Consider the following 20,352-nt stretch of genomic DNA (forward strand, 5'->3'; position numbering starts at 1 on the left):
TGACTAATGGTCAGCTCCGAATGCGCCCTGCTCCCCCAACTGAGCAATCCACAGGTCAGCGCTCAAGGATCTGCTCACCAAAAGAGGACCGGGACACCTCTTCAACCGGCACACGCCGGCTTCCCCCGGATCAACGCACACAACGGACTGCCAGGGCGCTGCCCGCATACGTGCCTACGTGGATGCACCACCACGCTGCGTTCACGTGCCCGCGGAATCCCTCCACCACCCGCACAGAGGCGGCTGCGCCTGGCTGTCATAAGCACCTCCGCCCAGTCGCCGAGAGCGTCACGACATCCTGTAGATGGAATCGGGTTCCACCGCCCGCTGGCCCACCGGAAGAGCATCACACCCTCGCACGCCGCGACTTCCACAACCCGGCCTCACCTGAACCCGTCCGGTGAGTCCGAGAAACGGACGGTCGGCTTCCCGAAGTGCTTCGGGCGGAAGCCGGCCGCACATCTTCTTGCGATCTTTGCAGGAGCGGGGGGACTCAGGAGAGCTGGGAGGGTTTCCGGGGCGGAGGAAGCGCGGGCAGCAGTTCCCACAGCGGCCGCGATCCCGCGGCCCAGGAACCGAGCAGTTGGCGGTCGACGAGGTGCAACCGCTGCTGCCGGGCAAAGACGCGACCGGGCCGGGAGATCCTGCCGTTGGTCACCATCACCACGACATCCGCCTTGTGGACCGGGCGGCCCGTCCCATTGAGGACCTGCAGATCCGGGGTGCCCACCGCGGCGCCCCGCTCACCGTGCCGGCGGTGCTTGCACTGGATCACCCAGCGCCGACCCTGCGGGTCGGTCGCCTTCACGTCGGCCCCCAGATCGCCCTGCCCGCCGACCTGGACAGCGTCGGCGCAGCCATCCCGGTTCATCAGGTCGCGGACGGCGTATTCGAACTGCCGGTGGGAGAGCGCATCCAGCTGGGCCAGCCCATAGCGCAGGGCACGCGCCCGCGCCTGCTCCCACTGCACACGCTGGGTCCGCTGCTGCCACCACCCGATGCCGGCCAGGACAGCGAAGACGGCCCCAACGAGCAGCAGCCACCAGTGCGCGAGCAGCCAGTTGACCACCATCACCACCAGGCCGACCGCTGCCACAGCGACCACGGCCAGGACGGTGATCGGTGCGTCCTGCCTGCTGCGCCGGCGGCTGGGGCGCCGGGTGGTCCGTCGCCTGGCGGGCGGGCGCCGGGTCATCGCCCACCTCCCAGGGCAGAGAGGTCGATCGGGTACGACACTGTCGGGTGCGGGACAGCCACCCGTGGAGCGTCGTTGGTGGTGTGGTCGAAGCGGATCGGGTAAGTCACCGAGGGCGTGGGCGACTGGCTGTCCGTTCCGTCCGCGGTCGAGGTGTTGCCGAAGCCGAGTACTGCCAGGCAGAAGACGGCGAAGACGGTCATCTCCCGCCGCGCACCCGGCGCCCACCGGGTGTGCCCGCGTACTGGCGTTCCGTCGGAGCGCACGTACGGCCGGACAATTGGCATGTGGTCCTCCCCCAAGGGCTCGTAAGTTCCCCGCGATCTCTGCCATGCTGGCGGCCGCCACTGACAGTCGATCAACCTGAGTGGCTCAACTCTGCTGGTTCCACGGCCAGTTCAAGACAGGCCGAACGGGATGCCCTGCTGGCGGGTCCCTACTGTCCGAGCCCCGCGTCGGGATGCCGAGTGCACTGGGGTACACGCCGCAGGGTCGCGGAAGGCGGATTCACCAGGGCAGTCGGACCATGCCGAACGTCATGGCAGGGCAGAATCCCGGCTGCAGGCCGGTCAGTGACCGAGCAAGCGGAGGGCGATCCGGCCATTTCGGGCACAGCGCCCAAGTGGCGAAAAATGAGAGTCAGCTGCCCGGGGTCTGGGGATCGACCCTGGAGCGGGCCGCTCAGCAGGCCTGCTCCGTGCGCGCCCAGCGCGTCCCACTGAGGTCGCCCTCGCGCCCTGAACAAAAGGGTGGCCCGCCGCTACGGGGGAAAGCGGCGGGCCAGCACCATCTCCGCGGTGCCACCGCCACGCACGCAGCGCACGCCGTGGCAGTGAAGTGACTGCCGTTCGGGTCCCGTTCGACGGCGGGCAAGCGGAGGGGCGCGAGGTCTGGCGCGCCGTCGCCGTTCATGCCCTGGCAACAGGTCCGGCCATGAACGGGGAACTGCGCTGCCCGCTCGGGCGATTGGAACCTCACCGCCCAGGGGCCACGCTCCGCACCAGCCACCCCCGGGCCTGTAGTGCCTCGATATGTGGTGCGATGCGGGTGCGCAGCGAAGGCCAGCAGATGCGTGGGGCGAGTCGCTCCCACGAAGAGCAACTGAGCCGCTTTGCGCACGGTGATCGGGGCGTCGGCCACATCTTTCGACTGGGCCACCAGTGCGAGTGTCTCGTGGACGTCGTACTTACGGCCGCGGCTGTCGAGGCACTCCAGGATGAGGGTGGCCGCGTGCGTCTCGCCCTTGGCCCGCTGTATGGAAGTGGCCACCGACATCATCGGAGCCGCCTCCTCCACAACCGCTTCGCTTCGGGGAACGAGCGGCGGAATGTGGCGCAGGAGGTCGTCGATGCGGGGCGCGGTGAGCGGCGAAAGGTCGGCAAGCTGCGGCCACACCCCTCGCAGGCGCCCCATCAGAGCGTTCCACTGCGCCGGGTCGTCTGTGTCCGCACTGAGCAGGTCGTGTAGCAGTACGCGCATCTGCAGGCCTGCCGAGTCGGCACGGCGTTCGATGTGCTGGATCGCGGGCAGGGCGTTGCCGGAGCCCTGCCGGAACGCTCTGCGCACAGCGTCCCAGGTCTGGACCGTTGCGGTGCGCCGGTCACCGGTGGCCAGCAGGGCGCGCGCTGCGCGGACGGTGGTGATCAGCTCGAGGGCGGGTTGTGCAGCAGTGTGCGAGGTGAAGGTGGGCAGGTAGCAGGTCATCGACTGGGGGAAGGCTTCGGCCTTTCCGGGGACCAGCCGTGAGGCCAGGATGCGTGGTGGTGCTGTGGCCAGCAGGTGGTCGGGGACAGTCTCTCGGGTCAGGCGCTCAAAGGCGGGGATGACGCCGGGTACGCAGTCATCGTCGAAGAGGAGCAGAGCGATGGTGCCCTGGGGGCCGGCACCGTCGATGGTCTGTCGGCGCTGGACGGTCAGCCGGCTGGCCAGGTCGGCGATCTGGGTGCCGAAGCGGCGGCTGACAGGGAGCTGGGCCGCGGAGGAGTGAGGAAAGGCCGAGGGCAGCAACGGCGCCTGGGTGCGGTCGGTGAAGATGCCCTGGTTGACGTCACCGGCTCGCTGTACGACGGTGCCGACCTTGCCGAAGACCTGGTCCAGGAGGTGCTGCTGCAGGTCGCTAGTGTCCTGCATCTCGTCGAGCAGGACGAACGGGAAGCGGTGCGCGGCGGCCTGGGCGATGTCGGGGTGGTGCAGGAGATGGTGCTCGGCGATGGCGAACATGTCGCTGTAGCGGAACAGGCCTTGGTCGGCGAGGTCGTTTTTGAGGCGGATCAGTTGCTGTCCACTGGGGCTGGTGCTCTTGAAGGGCAGGGTCCCGGTTGGTCCTGTGACGGTGAGTTCGCCGGCGTCACATATGTAGTGGGCGCCAGCGACAAGGTCCCGCCCGTCACGGCGGCGTTCGGTGTATGCCTTCAGCTTGAAGTAGCCACGGTGGTTGTCCAGCAGACGCAGGGCGGCATGTTCGTAGGCGGCGTCGTCGACGGTCTGGATGTCGATGCCGCGGGAACGCAGGGCGGGCAGGGCGAGGAAGGTGTTGGTGAAGGACTGGATGGTTCCGATGAAGTGAGGGAATCCCAGCAAGCGGCGTCCGGCTGGGGAGTCGGAGAGGCGGTGGGTGATCTCGTCCTTGGCCGTGTTGGTGTGGGACAGGACGCAGATTCCGCGGGTCGCTGAGGACCATCCTTGGGCGAGAAGGGTGAGTTTGAGGCCGATGAGGCTGGTCTTGCCCGACCCGGGAGCAGCTTGCAGATCGAGTGACTCGGCGCTCTGCAGGAAGTCCCATTGCTGCGGGTGGGTGAGTTCAAGTCCGCGCTGTGCGGCCAGGGCCTCGGCCTTGTCCTTGGCGAAGGTGTCAGGGGCGAAGGGAAGAGTCATAGGTCAGGCCGCCGGGGTGCACAGGTGGTTGAACGCGGCCACCAGGTAAGGGGGCAGTTCCTCGTCTGTGACCGGGGTGGACTGCAGCAGTCGGGCGGCGTGTTGGGCGGCAATGGTCTTGCTGGCCTCGTCCAGGCGCAGGGGTTTGTAAATGTCCACCGCGGCGTCGGCCAGGGATGTGCCGCTGTCCTTCCACTGCTGCACCTCGAGCTGGGCCTCACCGTCGAGTTCAGCGAGCCTTTCCGCGGTGGGCCACTTGTTCTTGGAGGCGACGGCGGAGCGGACGGCCTGGTGCATGAGGGTGGCCATGGTCCAGGAGGCTGCGGCCAGGTCGTACTCGAGGGTCCAGTGGTCGGAGGCGAAGGTGCGGACATTGCCGCTGTCCTCGGCCGTCAGCCTTGTCACATGCTTCTCGATCTGCTCGGCGCTCATCTCGGCCGAGCACTTCAGCTTTCCACGCATGTCCTGGGGGGGTGCCTGCGGGTACCAGGTCGCGGTCACGGATGCACGCCACGGTGACGGGTATCTGCGCGCCGTCACGCTGGAAGATGCGGCTGTAGCGGAACAGACCCACGCTGCCGACGTTGACGATGCTCACGCCGCAATCGCTTAACGAGCGGTCCACCGCCTTGGCGAGGGCCGGCAAGAAGATGGCCTCAGCGTCACCCTCCACAATGGCGACGCCGCGGGCGAAGAACAGGTTGGCCTTGGTGACGTCGAGGAAGCGGGAAAGGAATGCGTAGTCATTGGGGTGCAACCGGGTCTGCCCTGGGGCCAGGCTGAAGGTCGCACCACGCGAGACAAGCGTGAGCTGTTCCACCGGTGTGGCGGAGGCGAGGTTGGGACTGTGGGTGGTGCAGATGACCTGTACCGGCAGGGCCGGCTTGTCGCTGGCTTCTCCGGCGCGTTCGCGCAGCAGGTCCATGATGCGGGTCTGCAGTTGCGGGTGGAGATGGGCCTCGGGCTCCTCGATGAGCAGCAGCGGGGCGAGTTCGCTGTTATTCAGCAGGAGCAGTTCGGCGGCCATGAACAGCGCGTTGCTGTAGCCGAGTCCGTGCCGGGTCCACTCCTTGGAGCCTGCGAACAGACGCAGTTCCAGACACTCCAGGGCACGGGCCAGGGTGGCGTCACCGGAGACGCCGATCTCACCGCGCAGGACGTCGGAGCCGATGGCGAACTTCTGCAGGTAGCTGGCGTTGATGTCGTCGCGGGCCGCGATGATGGCCTTGTTCTCGCTGAGGTGGTGCTCGGTGCGCTGCAGGATGCCGACCAGGGTCGTGGCGGTGTCTTCGACCGGGTCGAAGTCGCTTGTCCCCTGGTCCTTGATGGTGGGATAGCCGGCGAGGATCTGCGCCAGGCGCGAGCCACGGCCAGAACGCAGCTCCGCTTCAGCGTCCCGCAACGGGCGCAGGTAGGTGGCTTTGAGCAGTTCTCGGGCAGTGCCGTCGAGGGTGGGACCCTGGCCGTCGGGGCCGGTGCGGGTGACGAGAGAGACCCTGCTTGAGTGCAGGGGGTCGATCAGCTGGGCCCGCACGGTGACGTACAGGGAGCTTCTGCCGTCCTCTTCGGTGGTCAGCAGTTCAAGGAAAACGGCCTGCTCTTGCGGCGTGAGGTCTTTGAACCCACAGGTGAGGGTGAAGCTGTCGGCACGGTGGCCGTTGCGGATGTGGAAGTCGTCGGCAGTGATCCGGTAGTAGTCCCCCGCCGTGGTCTGCAGACACAGGCGGATGGCATCGATGACCGCAGTCTTCCCGCTGCCGTTCTCGCCGACCAGGACGTTGGTGGCGGGGCCGAAGCCCATCCGAAGGCGGGTGTCTGTATCACCACCCTGCTTGGGAGCGGGACCGAAGATCCGGAAGTTTTCGGCAGACAGGCATGCCAGATACACGAAGCGGCCCCCCGATGGTTCCTGCGTTCCCACGTCCGGCATGACGCAGGCGCTCCAAGCCGCCTTCATCTCCCAACCCCTTGTCGGACAGACGGCTTTGACGCATCATAAGCACCTTTCCTTCACTCTATGTCCACAGTTTCAGAACTGTGTCACTTGCCGCACACGCCTCAGCCAGACAGAAACCCGCGCGCGATGTGCGCGGCCGCCAATCACCCACCCACCCGAACCACGTCCCTGTTCGATCAAAGCGACCACGTGGCCGGACTGCTTCTGAGCGACGCCTCCTGTCCATTCCTGGCGGGTCTACTGCCGCACTTGCCGACAGGGCGAGGGTCGCACTGCCAGCCGTCAACCCATCGGCGGTCTCAGCAGGTTGACGGCGCTCGTCGTTGTAGGGCGCAGGGCCGGGTGATCGTTCGATTCTGTGCCCGATCCGCAGGGTGTTCGGGATCTTTCGAGGGGGCCGGCTGCCGATCTCCCCCTGGGTACGCCAGAGTCCAGTGCAGGTCTCCCCAGTTCGGGCAGGTGTACCAGGAGCTGAGCAGACCCGTCACGGTCAGTTGATCAAGGGTGTTGGGCAGGCGCGCGGGATGGGTTCCGCAGGCGCGTGCCATCTGGCCGGGTTCGGCCAGGCCAGTGCCGGTATCCGGGTCGGCGTTCGCTGTGAGGTAGAGGCTTGCCAGTTGCAGCTGTGGGCCGACCGTTGCCCCGGCTGTCGAGGCCGTGGTGGCGCGTAGTGCCCAGTCTGCGGCCTGCGTTCGGTCGGGGCCCGCAGGGGCCTGGCTGAGCAGTGCTGCGTCGAGCAGTTCGGCGACGACCTCGTTGGCGGCTCTTCCTGCGCCGATCCGTAGCCATCGTGCGTGTTCCAGGTCGCGCCACGGGTCTGGGTTGTCGAGGCGGAGGCTGCGCAGCATGCCTTTGGGCAGCCGCACACGCATGGTGGTGTTCATGCGTAGCGCGCACTGCAGTGCGAGCAGGCGCGCTGCGGCCGGGGTGCTTTCGGGGAGGGCGGCGGCGAGGTAGCTGAGCGTTTCGCGGACTCGGATCCGGGCGCCCGGGCCCTTGGGCTGTCGTCTGCGGCGCCGGGTGGTTGCGGGATGCGGTGCGCGGGCGAGGGCCGTGTCGGGGACGACGGCGGCGTGTGCCGTGGCTGCGGCGCAGGTACTGCAGGCGTCGGCGAGCCGCCAGACTCGTCCGCCGCGTTCGCAGGCGAGTAGGAGGCGGATCGGGCCGGCGCAGCCCCGGTGGCGGGGATGCCAGCGGCAGCCGCGTTCGTGGCATTGGCAGGTGCGCAGGTGGGGTGGGAGGAGGTCGCCGCGTGCGTGTCGTGCGAGGTGGGCGAGGGCGGCTGAGCGGGCGGAGGCCGCGGTGACCGGTCCACTGCCGTGGGGGCATTGCTGGCATACGAGGACGAGCCCGCTGGGGTGCGAGCGCAGTTCCACGGTCCAGGCACGTGGCGTCGCCGGGCATGTTGTGCGCAGCCTCATGGGCGCGTGTTCCTCCTGTTGCGTGCACGCCGGTCCCGTCGGGGCTGGGGCGGCGGCCCACCGTAGTGCAGAGGTCTGCCCTTTCGCTGGCGTCACCACCTGCGAAATTAGGGCAGAGGTCTGCACTGACAGGGCAGGGGTCTGCACCGTCGGATGGACGGGTGACGATCTTGCCGCCCGATCCGGACCTCGACGCGCTGCGGTTGGAACTCGCGCGTCTGCGGGCCGCGCGCAGGTGGACCTATGACGAGCTTGCCGCCCGCAGCGGCCTGGCCAGACGCACCGTCATCGAGATCGAGCAGGGCCGCACCATCGGCACGCTGAAGACCTGGCACGCCCTCGCCCACGCTCTGGGCACCCCGTTCGACGAACTCTTCAGCACGCTGTGCAGCGGGCACGACCTGCCGGGGCCGAACGGGGACTGACCCCCGTCCGGGCGGCCGCCCCGGATCACCCAAACCGGCGAGACCGCATCGAACGCGCGACCGTCCGTTCGCACTCCAGTTGCACCATGTGCGGCTGAGCGGGCGATCCGGCCCCACCGCTGCCGCGGATGCGGCGTGTTGGCTGGCAGGTTCACGCGCATGCGCTCCACACCTCCCGCCTCCCGCCACTGGGACCGCAGTCCCGTCCTCGCCCACCGCGCGCGCCGTTCCCTGCAGATCACCCCCCACGGCGCCAGCCGGCTGCTGCGCTGCGGACAGAGCGACCGGTGCCGCGACTGCGGCAACCGGATCGAGTGATACCACCGCAGCGACCGCCGGCCGGTCCGTCTCCATCCGCAGGAACTGCCGGCCACCCGGGTGCCCGCCGCCTGCCGCTGGCACGTCAGCTCCGGAATCGCCCACCCGGCCGGGGACGGCAGCAGCTGGTGCCGTCTGCCGCACGCCGTCCTCTGTCCCGCCCGCGACACGGCACCGGCTCCCCCTGAACTGGCCGGGCTGCGCCGGTCGCTGGCCGTGCACACCCGCCGCATGATCGACGCCGGGGTCTTCACTCCTCCTCCGGCCTTGACGGACAGCTCTGCGCCCCGGCCGCCCGTCTGCCGCCCGGCCCGGCCCATCGTGCAGCTGTTGTATGTCCGCTACCTCGCCTCCCGGCCGGTGGATGAAATCCAGTGTGTCGCCCAGACCCGGCGCCGCCACCGCTGCACCAGCCCGCTCCTTGCCTGCGACGCCCCGGCCGGCACCTGGCGACTGGTCCCCGCCACCGCGACGGGCGGCCAACTGGCCCTGCCCGCCGAGGTCATGGCCCTCTACGACCTCACCGGCGTCCCCTACGCCGAGCAACTGCGCTGGCGCGCCCAGCGCTGCCCGCAGCATGCCGCCACGCCCACGGCCGCCGACCTGGCGGTGGCCGGCTGGGAGCCCTTCGACCCGCTGCACCACCACGAACACATCCACACCCGCCTGCCCACCCCCGTCCGACGCCCCAGGACTGCAGGCAGTGCACGGCAGGCGGCCCGGCCGTGATGCCGCACCACGCCGCCGAGATCGCCCTGACCAGGCCTGTCACTCCCGGCGAACTCCGGCATGCACACTGCGGCGTGTCCCTGGCCGCGAGTGCGGACCGCACGCGGCTGATGACGGTCTACAGCGCACGCAGTCCCGCCAGTGCCCTGCATGCGCTGCGGCGCCGGCTGGGCACGCGCCTGCCGATCGACGTCCTGACCGCGCACTACCCCGACCGGCACGGCCAGGTCCTGCTCAACGTCGCCCTGGACCACACCGCCGACAGGGCCCTGCACCAGGCTGCGGCAGTCCTGGGGCAACGCCCCCAGGACCTGCTCCGGCGGCGGGTGACCGCGGCCCTTGCCCGGGACGATCACGAACGCGCCCGGCGCCTAGAGGTTCGCCTCGAGAGTCTGCTCACCCAGCACACCCCCCAAGACGTCCTGGCCTGTGTGGCCGTCCTCCTGCACCGCCACCAGCACCATCCCGCTCGCACAGCGCCATAACTCCTCTCCTACACCGCCGCCGACGCGGCGGCTGCAGGCCCTCCTGATCCTCTTCAATCTTTCGCGGAGCCCTTGTTGCACACGCCCACCGACGAACAGGCCCACGCCGTCGACGCCTTCCGGGCCGGCCACCATCTCGTCCTGCAGGCCGGCGCCGGGACGGGAAAGACCAGCACGCTCAGCCTGCTTGCCGCCAGCACCCTCAGCAGCGGCCGCTACCTCGCCTTCAACAAGGACATCGCGCGCGATGCCGCCACCCGCTTCCCCCGCACGGTGGTGTGCAAGACCGCCCACGCCACGGCCTACGCCGCCGTCGGCCACCGCTATGCGAGCCGGCTCAACAGCCCCCGCCAGCCGGCCTGGAAGACCGGCCGGGCACTCGGCATCACTCGCCCGGTCCGCATCGGCGATCACGAAATCAGCCCCCGGACGCTCTCCCACACCGTGCTGCGCACCGTGACCCGTTACTGCTACTCCGCCGACCGCACCCTGACCCGCCACCACGTACCGCACCTGCGCGGCCTGACGACCTCCGACGAGCACACCCAACTCGCGCATGAAGTGCTGCCGTTCGCAGCCAAGGCCTGGGCCGACCTGCACCACCCCGAGACAGGTGTGGTCCGCTTCGAACACGACCACTACCTGAAAATGTGGGCCCTGACCGAGCCGACCATCGAAGCCGACTTCCTCTTCCTCGACGAAGCCCAGGACACCAACCCGGTCCTTGAGGAGGTCTTCGCCGCCCAGCGCCGCCACGCCCAGCTCGTCATGGTCGGCGACTCCGCCCAGGCCATCTACGGCTGGCGCGGGGCCCGGGACGTGATGACCGGCTTCGACGCCACCGCCCTCACCCTGACCCGCTCCTTCCGCTTCGGCCCCCTGATCGCCGAAGAGGCCAACCGGTGGCTCACGCTCGCCGACGCACCTATCCGCCTGACCGGCACCGACGCCATTGCTACCGAAGTCGGGGGCCTCACCCGGCCGGACGCGGTGCTGTGCCGCACCAACATCGGCGCCATGGCCGAAGTCATGCGCCTGCTCACCGCCGGCCACCGCGTCGCCCTCACCCGCGGCGGGCAGCAGCTGGCCGCGCTCGCCCTCGCCGCCCGCGAACTCAAGGACGGCCGCCGCACCTCCCACCCCGAACTCGTGCTCTTCCCCTCCTGGGGCGAGTTGCAGGACTACGCCGCCCACGATCCCGCCGGTCGTGACCTGCAGCCCTTCGTCGACCTCGTCGACACCCACGGCCCCGACGCCATCATCGCCGCCGTCGACCAGCTCACCGACGAGACCCACGCCGACGTGACCGTCTCCACCGCCCACACCGCCAAAGGCCGCGAATGGCCCACCGTCCAGATCGGCAACGACTTCCCGCCGCCCAAGGACACTGACCAGCACGACGCCCAAGGACGCCCCATCCCGGAACCCGTCAGCGACACCGACGCCCGCCTCGCCTACGTCGCCGTCACCCGCGCCCGACAGCGCCTCGACCTCGGCGGCCTCTCATGGATCAACTCCCACCCACCGCGCTGAGTGACTCAGCTTGTTGTTTAAGCGAGGTCGAGGCCATGGTGACCTGAGCGGTCCAGGACCCGGGTTCCCGGGGCGGATCCCAGGTCACGTTGACGCGTACTTTGTGGAAGTCGTGTGCGAGTCCCATCACCATGGTCGCCGCGGCGGCCCGTGCCTCGGCTGGGTCAGCGGTGACCGGAACGTCGGCGAGATGCCCGCAGAGCATCCCCCTTCCGCGGTGAGGACACTGTGACGCCAGCCTTCTGGCGTCGTGAGCAGGACGATGCCCTTCGGCATGCCGAAGGGAGGTCGTCTCTTCTTCTCCCGCTTTCGTCTCACCATGGAGGCATCCAACCTCGTCGGCTTGCTGACGGTTCAGGCGGGCGGAGCTTCAGGGCCCTCGGGGAGGATCGGAACGGTCAGTAGCGACATCTGGCCGATCTTGATTCAGGTTCGATGACTAGTTCTGTTTCTGCTGTCAAGGCCCCTACGGGGCCCGCACCGCCCGACCGCGCTGCATCCCTTCCACACTCCCCGGCTGTCGGACGCAATCCGCAGGCCGTGGAACGTGAAGAGGACGCGCTGCGCGCGGCGACCGCAAGAGACCCCTGGCCCCCGCAGCCGTCGGACACGCAGCGCAGGACGACGCCCCGGACCGGACATCACGGTGCGAGGAAGACAACCCCGCTGCGGTCTTCCTGCATCCGGGCCACCCGGATAGCAGCGCCGAAGGCGATGCCACGGAAGTACTCCGCCTTCACCTGCTCGACCGGAATGATGTCCTCCTCCGCCACAGCACTCAAGTGTGCCTTGACGCCCCTCTCCCACACGACGGCCGACACGCAGGGACGGGAGATCCACGCGTCGAAAAGGACCGCCTGGGCGATCTTGGCCTCGCCCTCATGCGCCATGATCCGCTTCCGGACCTGCGCTTTGTCCTCCTTCTTCGTCCGGCCGACCTTGACGTACGACAGCTTCGAGCACATGGACCGGAAGAACAGGACGTACAGCCGGTCACCGACGACGTTGAGCGAACCCCCCTTGTACTCCAGGTCCCTCCACGACTGGTGCCGTACCGCCGCGACGACCTCCGCGGGCGGCAGACGCCCGGTGTCGAAGTAGTCGCCCAGCAGTACCTTCGCCGTCATGGAGTCCAGGTAAGGGTTCCTGTACTGCACGTTCAGCCTCGTCGTCGGCAACGCCTGCTGCTCCCACTGCGGCGCATCGGCGACGGATTGCTGCTCGTCGCCGAAGTACTGCTCGGTGTAGAGGTCCTCTTCTCGCATGTCCGAGATTGTGGTGCGGCAGCGCCGCCGGCAGAAGAGCACCTCGGCCAAGAGTCACCTGCCGGATACCCCGTCCCGGCAAAGGCGATGCCCCCTACAGTGCTCCCATGGCCTATGACGAAGAGACCGGGACCATCCGAGACGTGTTCGTGGTGGAACGCCCGGCTGGGACGAGCCTCTCGGATTCGAGCAGTCCCGGGGGGATCAGCGCCCTCCTGCGGGACGCCGCTAATGTGCTCGCTGGACACGCCGTGCTCTACTCGGCCGACGCCGAACTCGACGAGATCAGGGCTGAGGCGAGGGAAGAAGGCCGCCAGGAAGGCGTCGCGAACGGCGTGGTGATCGGCGTCGCCGCCACCGTCGCCGCCGCCGCGCTCGGTGCCGTCGCCGTGAAGGCCGCGCCGCACATCAAGAGCAAGCTCAACGGCCTCAGGTCGAAGTTGAACCGCAAGCCCGAGGACACCGCCGAGACGGGCCCCCTCCAGGCCGTGCCGGAACCGCCCGCCACGAAGGACGAGGAGCCCCCGCGCCGAAATCGGCACCTGCACGTGGCGTGAACTCCAGATCGTCCTGGAGATCGTCAAGCGCAGCGACGACGCCAAGGGCTTCGTCGTCCTGCCGCGCCGCTGGTGCGTGGAGCGAACACTGTCGTGGATCTGCCAGCGCCGGTGCTGCGTGCGCGACTACGAGCGATTACCCCAGCACCACGAGGGGATGGCCAAGTGGCCGATGATCATGCTCATGTCCGCCGCCTGGCACGCCCCCCGACCACCCCCAAGCACCGAAAGTATCAGTTTGTTCACGGGCACTCAGACATGGGTGCCGGATCAAGGGGTGCTGGGGGGCGGCTGCTTGTCGGCGGTCGTCGAGGGTTCGGGGAGTGCGGCACAGCACCTGCGCGCCGAACCGGACCAGTCGCTGCGGACTGCAGAGAGGAATCCGAAGACGCTGCGTAACTGGGTTGGCCTACTGGGTGGCATTGCCTTCACCGCACAGAAGCCATACCCACGGTCCCGCACGGCCTGCCGTCCCTCGCCCGAACGGCGCCCGGGGCTTCCTGGGATGCGGTAGCAGCGAACTGCGCGAGTGGTCGGATGCGTGCAGATGGCAGCGAGATTCCCCCGACATCGGGCACAGGTGCACTTCGTGCGCCATACTGACGCGATGGGGGCGCTTCCAGAGCCGCAAGGCCAGCAGCGTGAAGTGGTGTATCTGACGGCTCAAGGCCATCTGGTGGTCCTGGGAACCGCAGGCAGCGGCAAGACGACCATGGCGGTACACCGTGCCCGCTATCTGTCCGAGGCACCGGGGATCGGAGGCCGGACGCTGCTGGTCACCTTCAACCGGGCGCTGGTCACGTACCTGCGGGCCATCGGCGCCTCCGGCCCGCATTTGACCGTGGAGAACTACCATCTGTTCGCCCGGGGCTACCTCAAATATGCGGCCGGGCAGCACGTCTCCATCTGCGCCAGCAAGCAGTCCCTGGTCGACAAGGCACTGTCCGAGGTCCGCAACACCAGTCGCCGAGCGGTGGCCAGCCGACCGCTGGGCTTCTTCATGGACGAACTGCACTGGATGGCTGGTCACGGCGTCACTGGTGAAGACGCTTACGTCAACGGTGCACGCCGGATCGGCAGGGGGACGGCCTTGGCCCCCGCGGACAGGGCGGTGGTCTACGACGTCTACCGCCGGTACATCGAGTTACGCACCCAGGCCGGGTACGGCCAGGACTGGGATGATCTGGCCTCCGTCGTCCTGGCGGCGCTCGCAGCGGATGCCACCGCTCGCCGCTACAAACACGTCGTGGTGGACGAAGGGCAGGACTTCACCCCCGAGATGATCCGCTCTTTGGCCGCAGCGATACCTGCCGACGGAACGTTGTCGTTCTTCGGGGACTACGCCCAGCAGATTTACGGCAGCCGAATGTCGTGGCGCTCCCTGGGCCTGAGGGTGACCCGGCAGGTCGAGTTCGAGCAGAACTACCGCAACAGCCGCCAGATCGCCCAACTTGCCCAGGCCATCTCTGACATGCCGCACTTCCGTGACGAGGTCGACCTGGTCCAGCCTAAGGCTCCAACCGCTGACGGCCCTCAGCCCACGATCGTCACAGCCGCCAGCAAGGTGGAACAGATCCGCCGCGCAGCGGAGTTCGCCAACGGGTTGGCAGCAGACCAGCAGGTCGCTGTTCTCATGCGCACCCGCGGGCACGAGAACGAGCTGGTGCGTCACCTGGATCCGCGGCACCGCATCAGCAGGCTGCACCGGGACTTGACGGTGTGGCCGCCAGGTCCAGGCGTGTACTACGGCACCTACTCGGCGGCCAAAGGCCTGGAGTTCGACTCGGTCATCCTGCCGCTGTGTGACGCGGATGAACTGCCCAAGGCCTCCGAGGTTGAGTCGCACGGGCTGGAGGAGGCCAAAGCGCGCGAGGCGCGCCAGCTGTATGTGGCGGTGACTCGTGCCCGCACCGGATTGATCATCTTGCGCTCGGGCGCGTTGACGCCTCTGCTACCCGACGAAGCGTCAGATCTCTTTCTCAGGCTCGCGTCATGATCGAGATCTGGGCCGAAGCACAGCGCCGTGGGATCACGCGGCTGTGTCACTTCACCAAGTCCGCGAATCTGGCCCACATCCTGGCCACCGGCGAGATACGCGATGCGGTGACCCTGCGGGCGGGCACTGAAGGGTTCAGGCCTACAGACCTGGCCCGTTTGGACGGATACCCGGACCACATCAACTGCAGCGTCGAGTACCCCAATACGTGGTACCTGGACCGGGCCAGAGCCGAGGATCCGCACTTCAAGGATTGGGTCGTTCTGCTCCTGGATCCTGCGCTGCTTGCCTTGCCGGGAGCGAAATTCTGCCCCTACAACGCTGCTCGAGGCCTAGGAGGCGGCATCAGCAGCGGTTTTGCCGCCTTCGCTGCTCTGTTCCAAGCCACCGTTTCCGGGAACGCTAGGCGGACCCGCACCGCCCGGCATCCCGACTGGTGGCCCACCGACGACCAGGCCGAGGTCCTGCTCCCCGGCCCGATTCCGCTCAGCCACGTGCACGGCGTCGTCGTGAAGGACGCTGCGCAGGCCGAGCTTGAACGCTACCGGCTCACTCAACACCTCGACATGGGCACGGTGTTACCGCCGCTGATCATCGCTCCCGCCCTGTTCGACAAGTATCTGCTGAGCCAGACCGTGCGGGCCGGACACCGCCCCGCGGAGCTCCCCTTCATCCCCTGACCGACTCTGGCAGAGTGACCCCGTGAACCGTGAACCGCAGCCGCATCCCTGGCTTGATCGTGCCGTCGGCATGGTGCTGGCTGCCGCGGTCGGCGATGCCCTGGGCTGGCCGTACGAGCGCCGAGACCGCACCCGCCGCCTGCCGGCGGACAGCGGTCCCAATCAGTTCGTCGCCTGGGAACGCATGGCGGGCAACCGGTTTCGGCCGTTCACCGAGGTGGTCAAGGCCGGTGACTACAGCGACGACACCCAGATGATCATCGCGGTCGGGCGAGCCCTGCTCACCGCTGGCGACGAATGGCTCACCTGGCTACAACGAGTCGAATGGCCTCTCCTACCGTCCTACGAACGCGGCGCGGGTGCCAGCGTTAAACGTGCTTGCAAAGCCTGGTCCCAGGGACGTTCCCCGTGGACGGTCGCTGGCAGCGACGTGCGCAAGTACTTCGACGCCGGCGCCAACGGTGCCGCGATGCGGGTAGCGCCGCACGTCATCCGCCATCACGCGGACGCCCGGTTCGACGACCTCGCCATCGACGTTGTCCGCGACGCCGCCACCACGCATGGCCATCCTCGAGCACTCCTCGGTGCCATCGTCCACGCCCACGCCTTGTGGCTGAGCATGCGCCAGCCCGCCCCCTTGTCCTACGGATGGCTGATCGAGGCTCTCCTGGACAACGCCGCGCAGTGGCAAAAGCCGATCTTCGAGTCCCTGGCGGACGAGTGGAAGAACCGCGCTTCGCACACACTTGAGCACCCCTTCGACCGGCTGTGGCTGACCACCGGCCGCGAAGTCGAGGAGCTCCTCGCACTCGCGCACAAGGAACTCAGGGGCGGCGCTGTCAGCGCACCGAGCGTCTTCCTGAAGTCTCAGGGCCTCACGGGCAAGTCCCGCGGTTCCGGGACCCTGTGCGCCGTCGCAGCCGCCTACCTCGCCGCCCGCTCAGCCGCCAGCCCGGAGCACGCCCTCACCTCCGCCGCCCGTCTGGAGGGTGCGGACACCGACACTCTTGCATCCATGACGGGCAGCCTGCTGGGAGCAGCACTGGGACAAGAATGGCTGGGCTCCAATGGACGCAACATTCAAGACCGACCCTTGCTGGTAGCTCTCGCACAGGACCTCCTGGTGCCGTCCTTGCCACCTCGTCTGCAGCCACCCTCACCACAGCAGGCCCGCGCGGCGCTGGCCGAGTTCAACGACCAACTGGCCGACGCCGTACCGGGAAGCGTCATCCCCATGCCCTACCAGCGCACCGCCCAGGTCAAAGACGACGAAGAAGTAAGTGCAGGGCAATGGAAAGCACGCCAGGCTCTACTGCTCACCGACGACGGGCAACGGCTGCACCTCCTGCATTCCGTGCACCGTGCCACGCCCCCGCAAGCCACGCATCCGGATCCGCCTAGCGCACAACTCCAGGGTGCCTATCTCGCAGTGACCGACGTCCAGCGTGTGCGGCAGGTCCTGGACCTGGTCTTCGGCCTTCACCCAGACCGTTATGGGCAAACCTGGGTCGCCTACGGCAACCTCGTCATCGCCGAGGACGCCTCCCCTGTTCCTCCTCCGGCCTCAGCGCCACGCGCACAGCTGCGCCTGACGTCCGAGCGTCCGCAGGAGATCTGGCAACGCGCCCAGGAGCACGTTTTGCCGGGCTCGGTGGACAACAGGAACACCAACTTCCTGGTGCTCGTGGACCCCTGGCTCACCGTCACCCTCAACCGGCCAGGACACCGCCCGGCTTCCGAGCGGCCCGACTGACGTGACACTCCGTCCACGTGTCCCTGCCATCGGCGCTCGGGATTGAGATGCCGTCGCACGACCTCGCGGGCCAGCTCAGGGCGCTGCAGAACACCAGCATGGCTTCATGTGCGTGGCCGAGAACCTGCCCAAGCCATCCCCCACCCCGATGGCAGCCGCTGCCCTGCAGGTACTCGACAGGCTGCGCCTGCACTGCGTCATCACGACGGAACGCTGGCTGCCCGAGGGCGGCCGCATCGTCGAGCACTGGCGCACCCGGCAGGAATGCTCCGCCAACGAGGCTCAGCAGATGACCACCATACTGGGCGATCTGAACAACCCCATGCGCGTCATCCGCCCCGACTTCGACCGGGTCCGCCACTCCGCCGCCGAGGACACCGACAGAACGCCAGGGGGGTGAACCACAGGCAGACCTCCTCGAGTTGGCCCATGAAGTGGTTCGCCAACATCTGCATGCCGCAGCGCGTCCAGATCATCGCGGACTTGCTGTCCCGGGCTGGCGCCTCGCGTCTCGGTTCAGGCCCCACAAGTGACCCCAACTGCGGCCAGGCGCAGGGACCGTAACCCTGGCGGCGTGCACGACAGGACCGCCATGGCCAGCGAACCCGCTACGCTCCCCCAAGGCTCAACACCTCTGACCAGCACAAACCCGCACCCGCTATAGCAGTCGGCGTGAGAATGACCTGGCCTTTCGTCACCCATGTCAGCAACAGCTGAGCACCATCCGTCAGTGCCAACTACCAGGTCACCGAGGCTGTACCACTGACATTCAGATGACGATGCCCAGCTGACATTTCCCCGCAGACTGTCACCTCGGGGGTGAGGGCTCGCTGCCCATCGATGCCAGCGGTCTTGCGACCACTGCTCTGCTGCGTCACTCGCTTCACGCTGATCAGCGTGTTGCTGCGGCTGCGCAGCATGAGCTTCTGCAAGTTGCGGACCTTCTTCAGGTCCCCTTCCTGCATCGCTTTAAAGATCCTCTGCCTCAGACGCCGTACGTTCTCCTCGCACCTGGCCCAGTCGATACTGCGCCAGTCGGTGATCTCGCCCTCGGGTCCGTTCACCGCAGCTGTGCGGGGTCCGGCGATAGCCGTGTCCTGCATCTACGCCTCCGGTGTCCAACTTGTCCCTTGGTTCCGTTGTCCTTGCGTCGGAGCCTTCAAAGGCTCACCTGACCCACGTGGGCACCCTTTCGGGCCGGGCCACCAGGGCCCGTATCCGGCGAGTTATTCGGGAACGGGTGAAGGCCCCGACCCCCCAGTTTCCTCTGGCCTTTCGGCTCGCCGGCCTTCGCTTCTTGGGTCATCCTTCTCCCGCCGGGGAGTTCAGCTCTCCTCACGGTCGGCTTACCAGGCCGTGGCCTGGACCCCGACGGGGTTTCCACGTTCCGCACCAGGAAGATGCGGCTGGGGAGGGCGCCCTCTTCACCCCGGGACCAGCGGTATCCGCCCCCTGGGATGAGATCCCCAGGGGTCGCTTCGTGCCTTCCAACACGCGGGTCCTGCGACCGCCGCCTACGTGCCATCGCGCAGCCTCAATCTCACGGGGCATCACCAAGGGTTCACTTGCGTTCGCCCGTCCAGCCTTCCCCTCACCTGTGGCTCCTCGATGGCCGAGGCACCCTTGGGCTTGAACGCTCAGCTCCACACCCCGCCGTTGCCAGCGACGCATGTGAGCGCGGGGACGAGCCTGGATACTGGCTCGAAGTCCAGCCACCTATCTCTCCTTCATCTGGCTGTCCTTACTTCTCCGGTGCGACCTCGTGTCGCACTCTCATGAGATTGGTGGCGTTGCCTGGAGGGAGGGTCGGCTCTCGGAGTCAGCCGCCGGTGGAGTAGGAGGCGATGACGCCGCGCAGGAAGGTCGCGTCGCCGTTGAGCTCGACGCTCACGTCGCCGGAGGCCCAGATCTCGTGGGTGCCGGGCACGAGTTCGAGGTCGTTCACGTGGAAGCGCTGCCGCTGGTCAGCCTTGGTGATCTTCCCGGAGCGGCCAGCGACCGGCTTCGGCTTCTTGATCGCGTGCAGTGTGCCGTCCGCGGTGTGGTGGAGCCCGCCGCTCAGGACGAACCCGCCCGCGCCGTCCCGGGTCCCCAACGTCCCGAGATCGGGGTGCTGCGCAGCGCGGTGTCGATGGCCTTCGGGGCCTTCCGCCAGCGCTTGCCGTCCCAGTGCAGGGCGAACGCCATCTCGTGTATCTCGGCGTCGTCCGTCCAGGCGTCGTCCCGGGAAACGGCGACGACGTCTAACAGCGACGCGTCCCCGTCCCGCTTCAGCCCTGGAAGGCGGAGCTCGGGCGTGGGCACCGACCGCCACTTCTTCCCGTCGAAGTGCATGGTCGCGGGCCAGGTGCGGGGAGAGGGCGCCAAGTGCCGGTCGTCGTGGGAGCCCACCACCCAGATGTCGTCCGGGCCGGTCGCGGACAGCGCCTCGGCCTCGCCAGGCAGGTCGTGGTTGGCCCAGTGCTCGCCGTCCCAATGGCGCAGGCCGACCGCGGGGTTCGCGTCCAGCGCCCACACGTCGTTGGGCGCCAGGACGGCGACGTCCGACACGCTGAAGTCGACGGACGTCGTACGCCACCTGCGGCCGTCCCAGCGTGCCGCCCTCGGCGTCCCCACGGACTCGAAGCCGCCATACCCGATCTGACTGGCAAACAGCCACACGTTGTCGGGGCTTGAGGCGTCCAGGTGGGTGTTGGTGTTGTCGAACTCCGTCCCCTTCTCGGGCCGCAGCGGCGTCTCGGCACGTTTCCAGGTGGTGCCGTGGCGGTGCATCAGGAAGTATTCGCCGGGGCCGTCTTCCCGTATGTCCCGGCCCAGGGCCCAGCCTTCGTCCCGGGAAGCAGCAGCGATGTCGATCACGTTCGTTTCACGAGACATGGTGGTTACGTAGTCGAGCTGCCAGCGTGCCGAGCGCGGCTTGGTATCGTCCCTGCCTCCGCTGTCGCAACCGGTCACGACCAGCAGCACGGCCACTGCCACCACCATGCGGCGCAGTAGACCCGTTCCGGCACCGCGCCGGATTGCCCGTGGTCCTGAGAACATCTCGCGAGTGTAAGGGCCCCATTCCGGCAGGGCTTCGGCGTAGTCGGCGGGCGTCCGTTTTGTGATCACTTGAGCCCGAGTAGGGCGAGCGGGCGGTCCGTGTTGCGGGCGTTGTGTCGCAG

18 protein-coding genes and 3 pseudogenes are annotated in these 20,352 nt (G+C 68.0%); 11 read left to right on the top strand and 10 right to left on the bottom strand.

Annotation, left to right across the window (positions count from 1 at the left end; translation table 11 throughout):
• Window positions 1–493: 493 nt before the first annotated feature.
• The 6 genes from ACIBEI_RS42950 to ACIBEI_RS42975 all read right to left on the bottom strand — a co-directional run bounded on the left by ACIBEI_RS42950 (window position 494) and on the right by ACIBEI_RS42975 (window position 6,910).
• Window positions 494–1,195 (bottom strand): restriction endonuclease, encoded by a 702-nt coding sequence (locus tag ACIBEI_RS42950; RefSeq protein ID WP_234525418.1) that lies wholly within the window; start codon window positions 1,193–1,195, stop codon window positions 494–496.
• Window positions 1,192–1,482 (bottom strand): hypothetical protein, encoded by a 291-nt coding sequence (locus ACIBEI_RS42955; protein ID WP_398896373.1) that lies wholly within the window; start codon window positions 1,480–1,482, stop codon window positions 1,192–1,194. Before ACIBEI_RS42955 ends, ACIBEI_RS42950 begins: the two co-directional genes overlap by 4 nt.
• A gap of 394 nt (window positions 1,483–1,876) precedes the next feature.
• Window positions 1,877–4,069: a UvrD-helicase domain-containing protein gene (locus ACIBEI_RS42960; RefSeq protein ID WP_398896375.1), complete on the bottom strand. Its 2,193-nt coding sequence runs from the start codon at window positions 4,067–4,069 to the stop codon at window positions 1,877–1,879.
• Window positions 4,070–4,072: 3 nt separating this feature from the next.
• Window positions 4,073–4,378, bottom strand: a complete 306-nt coding sequence (locus tag ACIBEI_RS42965) for a hypothetical protein (protein ID WP_398896376.1) — start codon at window positions 4,376–4,378, stop codon at window positions 4,073–4,075.
• Window positions 4,299–5,999 carry an ATP-dependent nuclease gene (locus tag ACIBEI_RS42970; RefSeq protein WP_398896377.1) on the bottom strand — a complete coding sequence of 567 codons (1,701 nt, stop codon included), beginning with the start codon at window positions 5,997–5,999 and terminating at the stop codon, window positions 4,299–4,301. The genes ACIBEI_RS42965 and ACIBEI_RS42970 overlap by 80 nt, the downstream gene beginning before the upstream one ends.
• A 326-nt stretch (window positions 6,000–6,325) precedes the next feature.
• Window positions 6,326–6,910, bottom strand: coding sequence for a hypothetical protein (locus ACIBEI_RS42975; RefSeq protein WP_398896378.1), 585 nt, complete (start codon window positions 6,908–6,910; stop codon window positions 6,326–6,328).
• A gap of 698 nt (window positions 6,911–7,608) precedes the next feature.
• On the opposite strand from ACIBEI_RS42975, the gene ACIBEI_RS42980 reads away from it, so the two are divergent.
• The 5 genes and pseudogenes from ACIBEI_RS42980 (at window position 7,609) to ACIBEI_RS43000 (ending at window position 10,937) form a co-directional block, all read left to right on the top strand.
• Window positions 7,609–7,872, top strand: a complete 264-nt coding sequence (locus ACIBEI_RS42980; RefSeq protein WP_398896379.1) for a helix-turn-helix transcriptional regulator — start codon at window positions 7,609–7,611, stop codon at window positions 7,870–7,872.
• A 159-nt stretch (window positions 7,873–8,031) separates the two neighbouring features.
• Window positions 8,032–8,190 (top strand): DUF6083 domain-containing protein, encoded by a 159-nt coding sequence (locus tag ACIBEI_RS42985; protein ID WP_398896380.1) that lies wholly within the window; start codon window positions 8,032–8,034, stop codon window positions 8,188–8,190.
• Window positions 8,191–8,202: 12 nt separating this feature from the next.
• Window positions 8,203–8,919: pseudogene (locus ACIBEI_RS42990) on the top strand (DUF6083 domain-containing protein); the annotation flags it as partial.
• Complete coding sequence (locus ACIBEI_RS42995; RefSeq protein ID WP_398896382.1) at window positions 8,919–9,404, top strand: hypothetical protein; 486 nt, start codon at window positions 8,919–8,921, stop codon at window positions 9,402–9,404. The pseudogene ACIBEI_RS42990 and the gene ACIBEI_RS42995, both read left to right, overlap by 1 nt.
• A 75-nt stretch (window positions 9,405–9,479) precedes the next feature.
• Window positions 9,480–10,937, top strand: coding sequence for a UvrD-helicase domain-containing protein (locus tag ACIBEI_RS43000; RefSeq protein ID WP_398896383.1), 1,458 nt, complete (start codon window positions 9,480–9,482; stop codon window positions 10,935–10,937).
• A 641-nt stretch (window positions 10,938–11,578) separates the two neighbouring features.
• On the opposite strand, the gene ACIBEI_RS43005 is transcribed toward ACIBEI_RS43000, so the two are convergent.
• Window positions 11,579–12,202: a hypothetical protein gene (locus ACIBEI_RS43005; RefSeq protein WP_398896385.1), complete on the bottom strand. Its 624-nt coding sequence runs from the start codon at window positions 12,200–12,202 to the stop codon at window positions 11,579–11,581.
• Window positions 12,203–12,309: 107 nt separating this feature from the next.
• Here ACIBEI_RS43005 and ACIBEI_RS43010 point away from each other — a divergent pair, with 107 nt between their 5' ends.
• The 6 genes and pseudogenes from ACIBEI_RS43010 to ACIBEI_RS43035 all read left to right on the top strand — a co-directional run bounded on the left by ACIBEI_RS43010 (window position 12,310) and on the right by ACIBEI_RS43035 (window position 17,588).
• The gene (locus ACIBEI_RS43010; protein WP_398896386.1) at window positions 12,310–12,759 is read left to right on the top strand and encodes a hypothetical protein; all 450 of its coding nucleotides are present in this window, start codon (window positions 12,310–12,312) and stop codon (window positions 12,757–12,759) included.
• A 13-nt stretch (window positions 12,760–12,772) separates the two neighbouring features.
• Window positions 12,773–12,857, top strand: a pseudogene (locus ACIBEI_RS43015) (IS5/IS1182 family transposase); the annotation flags it as partial.
• A gap of 491 nt (window positions 12,858–13,348) precedes the next feature.
• Window positions 13,349–14,755, top strand: a complete 1,407-nt coding sequence (locus tag ACIBEI_RS43020; protein WP_398896387.1) for a 3'-5' exonuclease — start codon at window positions 13,349–13,351, stop codon at window positions 14,753–14,755.
• Entirely contained in the window at window positions 14,752–15,435 is a 684-nt protein-coding gene (locus tag ACIBEI_RS43025; protein ID WP_398896388.1) for a DarT ssDNA thymidine ADP-ribosyltransferase family protein, read from the top strand. The genes ACIBEI_RS43020 and ACIBEI_RS43025 overlap by 4 nt, the downstream gene beginning before the upstream one ends.
• A gap of 22 nt (window positions 15,436–15,457) precedes the next feature.
• A complete protein-coding gene (locus ACIBEI_RS43030) occupies window positions 15,458–17,188 on the top strand; it encodes an ADP-ribosylglycohydrolase family protein (protein ID WP_398896389.1) in 1,731 nt (576 codons plus the stop codon).
• 106 nt (window positions 17,189–17,294) lie between these two features.
• Window positions 17,295–17,588, top strand: coding sequence for a hypothetical protein (locus ACIBEI_RS43035; RefSeq protein WP_398896390.1), 294 nt, complete (start codon window positions 17,295–17,297; stop codon window positions 17,586–17,588).
• A 415-nt stretch (window positions 17,589–18,003) separates the two neighbouring features.
• Here the strand turns inward: ACIBEI_RS43035 and ACIBEI_RS43040 are convergent.
• The 3 genes and pseudogenes from ACIBEI_RS43040 to ACIBEI_RS43050 all read right to left on the bottom strand — a co-directional run.
• A pseudogene (locus ACIBEI_RS43040) lies at window positions 18,004–18,291 on the bottom strand (reverse transcriptase N-terminal domain-containing protein); the annotation flags it as partial.
• A gap of 716 nt (window positions 18,292–19,007) precedes the next feature.
• Window positions 19,008–19,283, bottom strand: a complete 276-nt coding sequence (locus ACIBEI_RS43045) for a hypothetical protein (RefSeq protein WP_398896391.1) — start codon at window positions 19,281–19,283, stop codon at window positions 19,008–19,010.
• Window positions 19,247–20,173, bottom strand: coding sequence for a hypothetical protein (locus tag ACIBEI_RS43050; RefSeq protein ID WP_398896392.1), 927 nt, complete (start codon window positions 20,171–20,173; stop codon window positions 19,247–19,249). Before ACIBEI_RS43050 ends, ACIBEI_RS43045 begins: the two co-directional genes overlap by 37 nt.
• Window positions 20,174–20,352 lie beyond the last annotated feature (179 nt).

It is taken from the genome of Streptomyces sp. NPDC050988, from assembly GCF_044456225.1.
Lineage (GTDB): Bacteria > Actinomycetota > Actinomycetes > Streptomycetales > Streptomycetaceae > Streptomyces.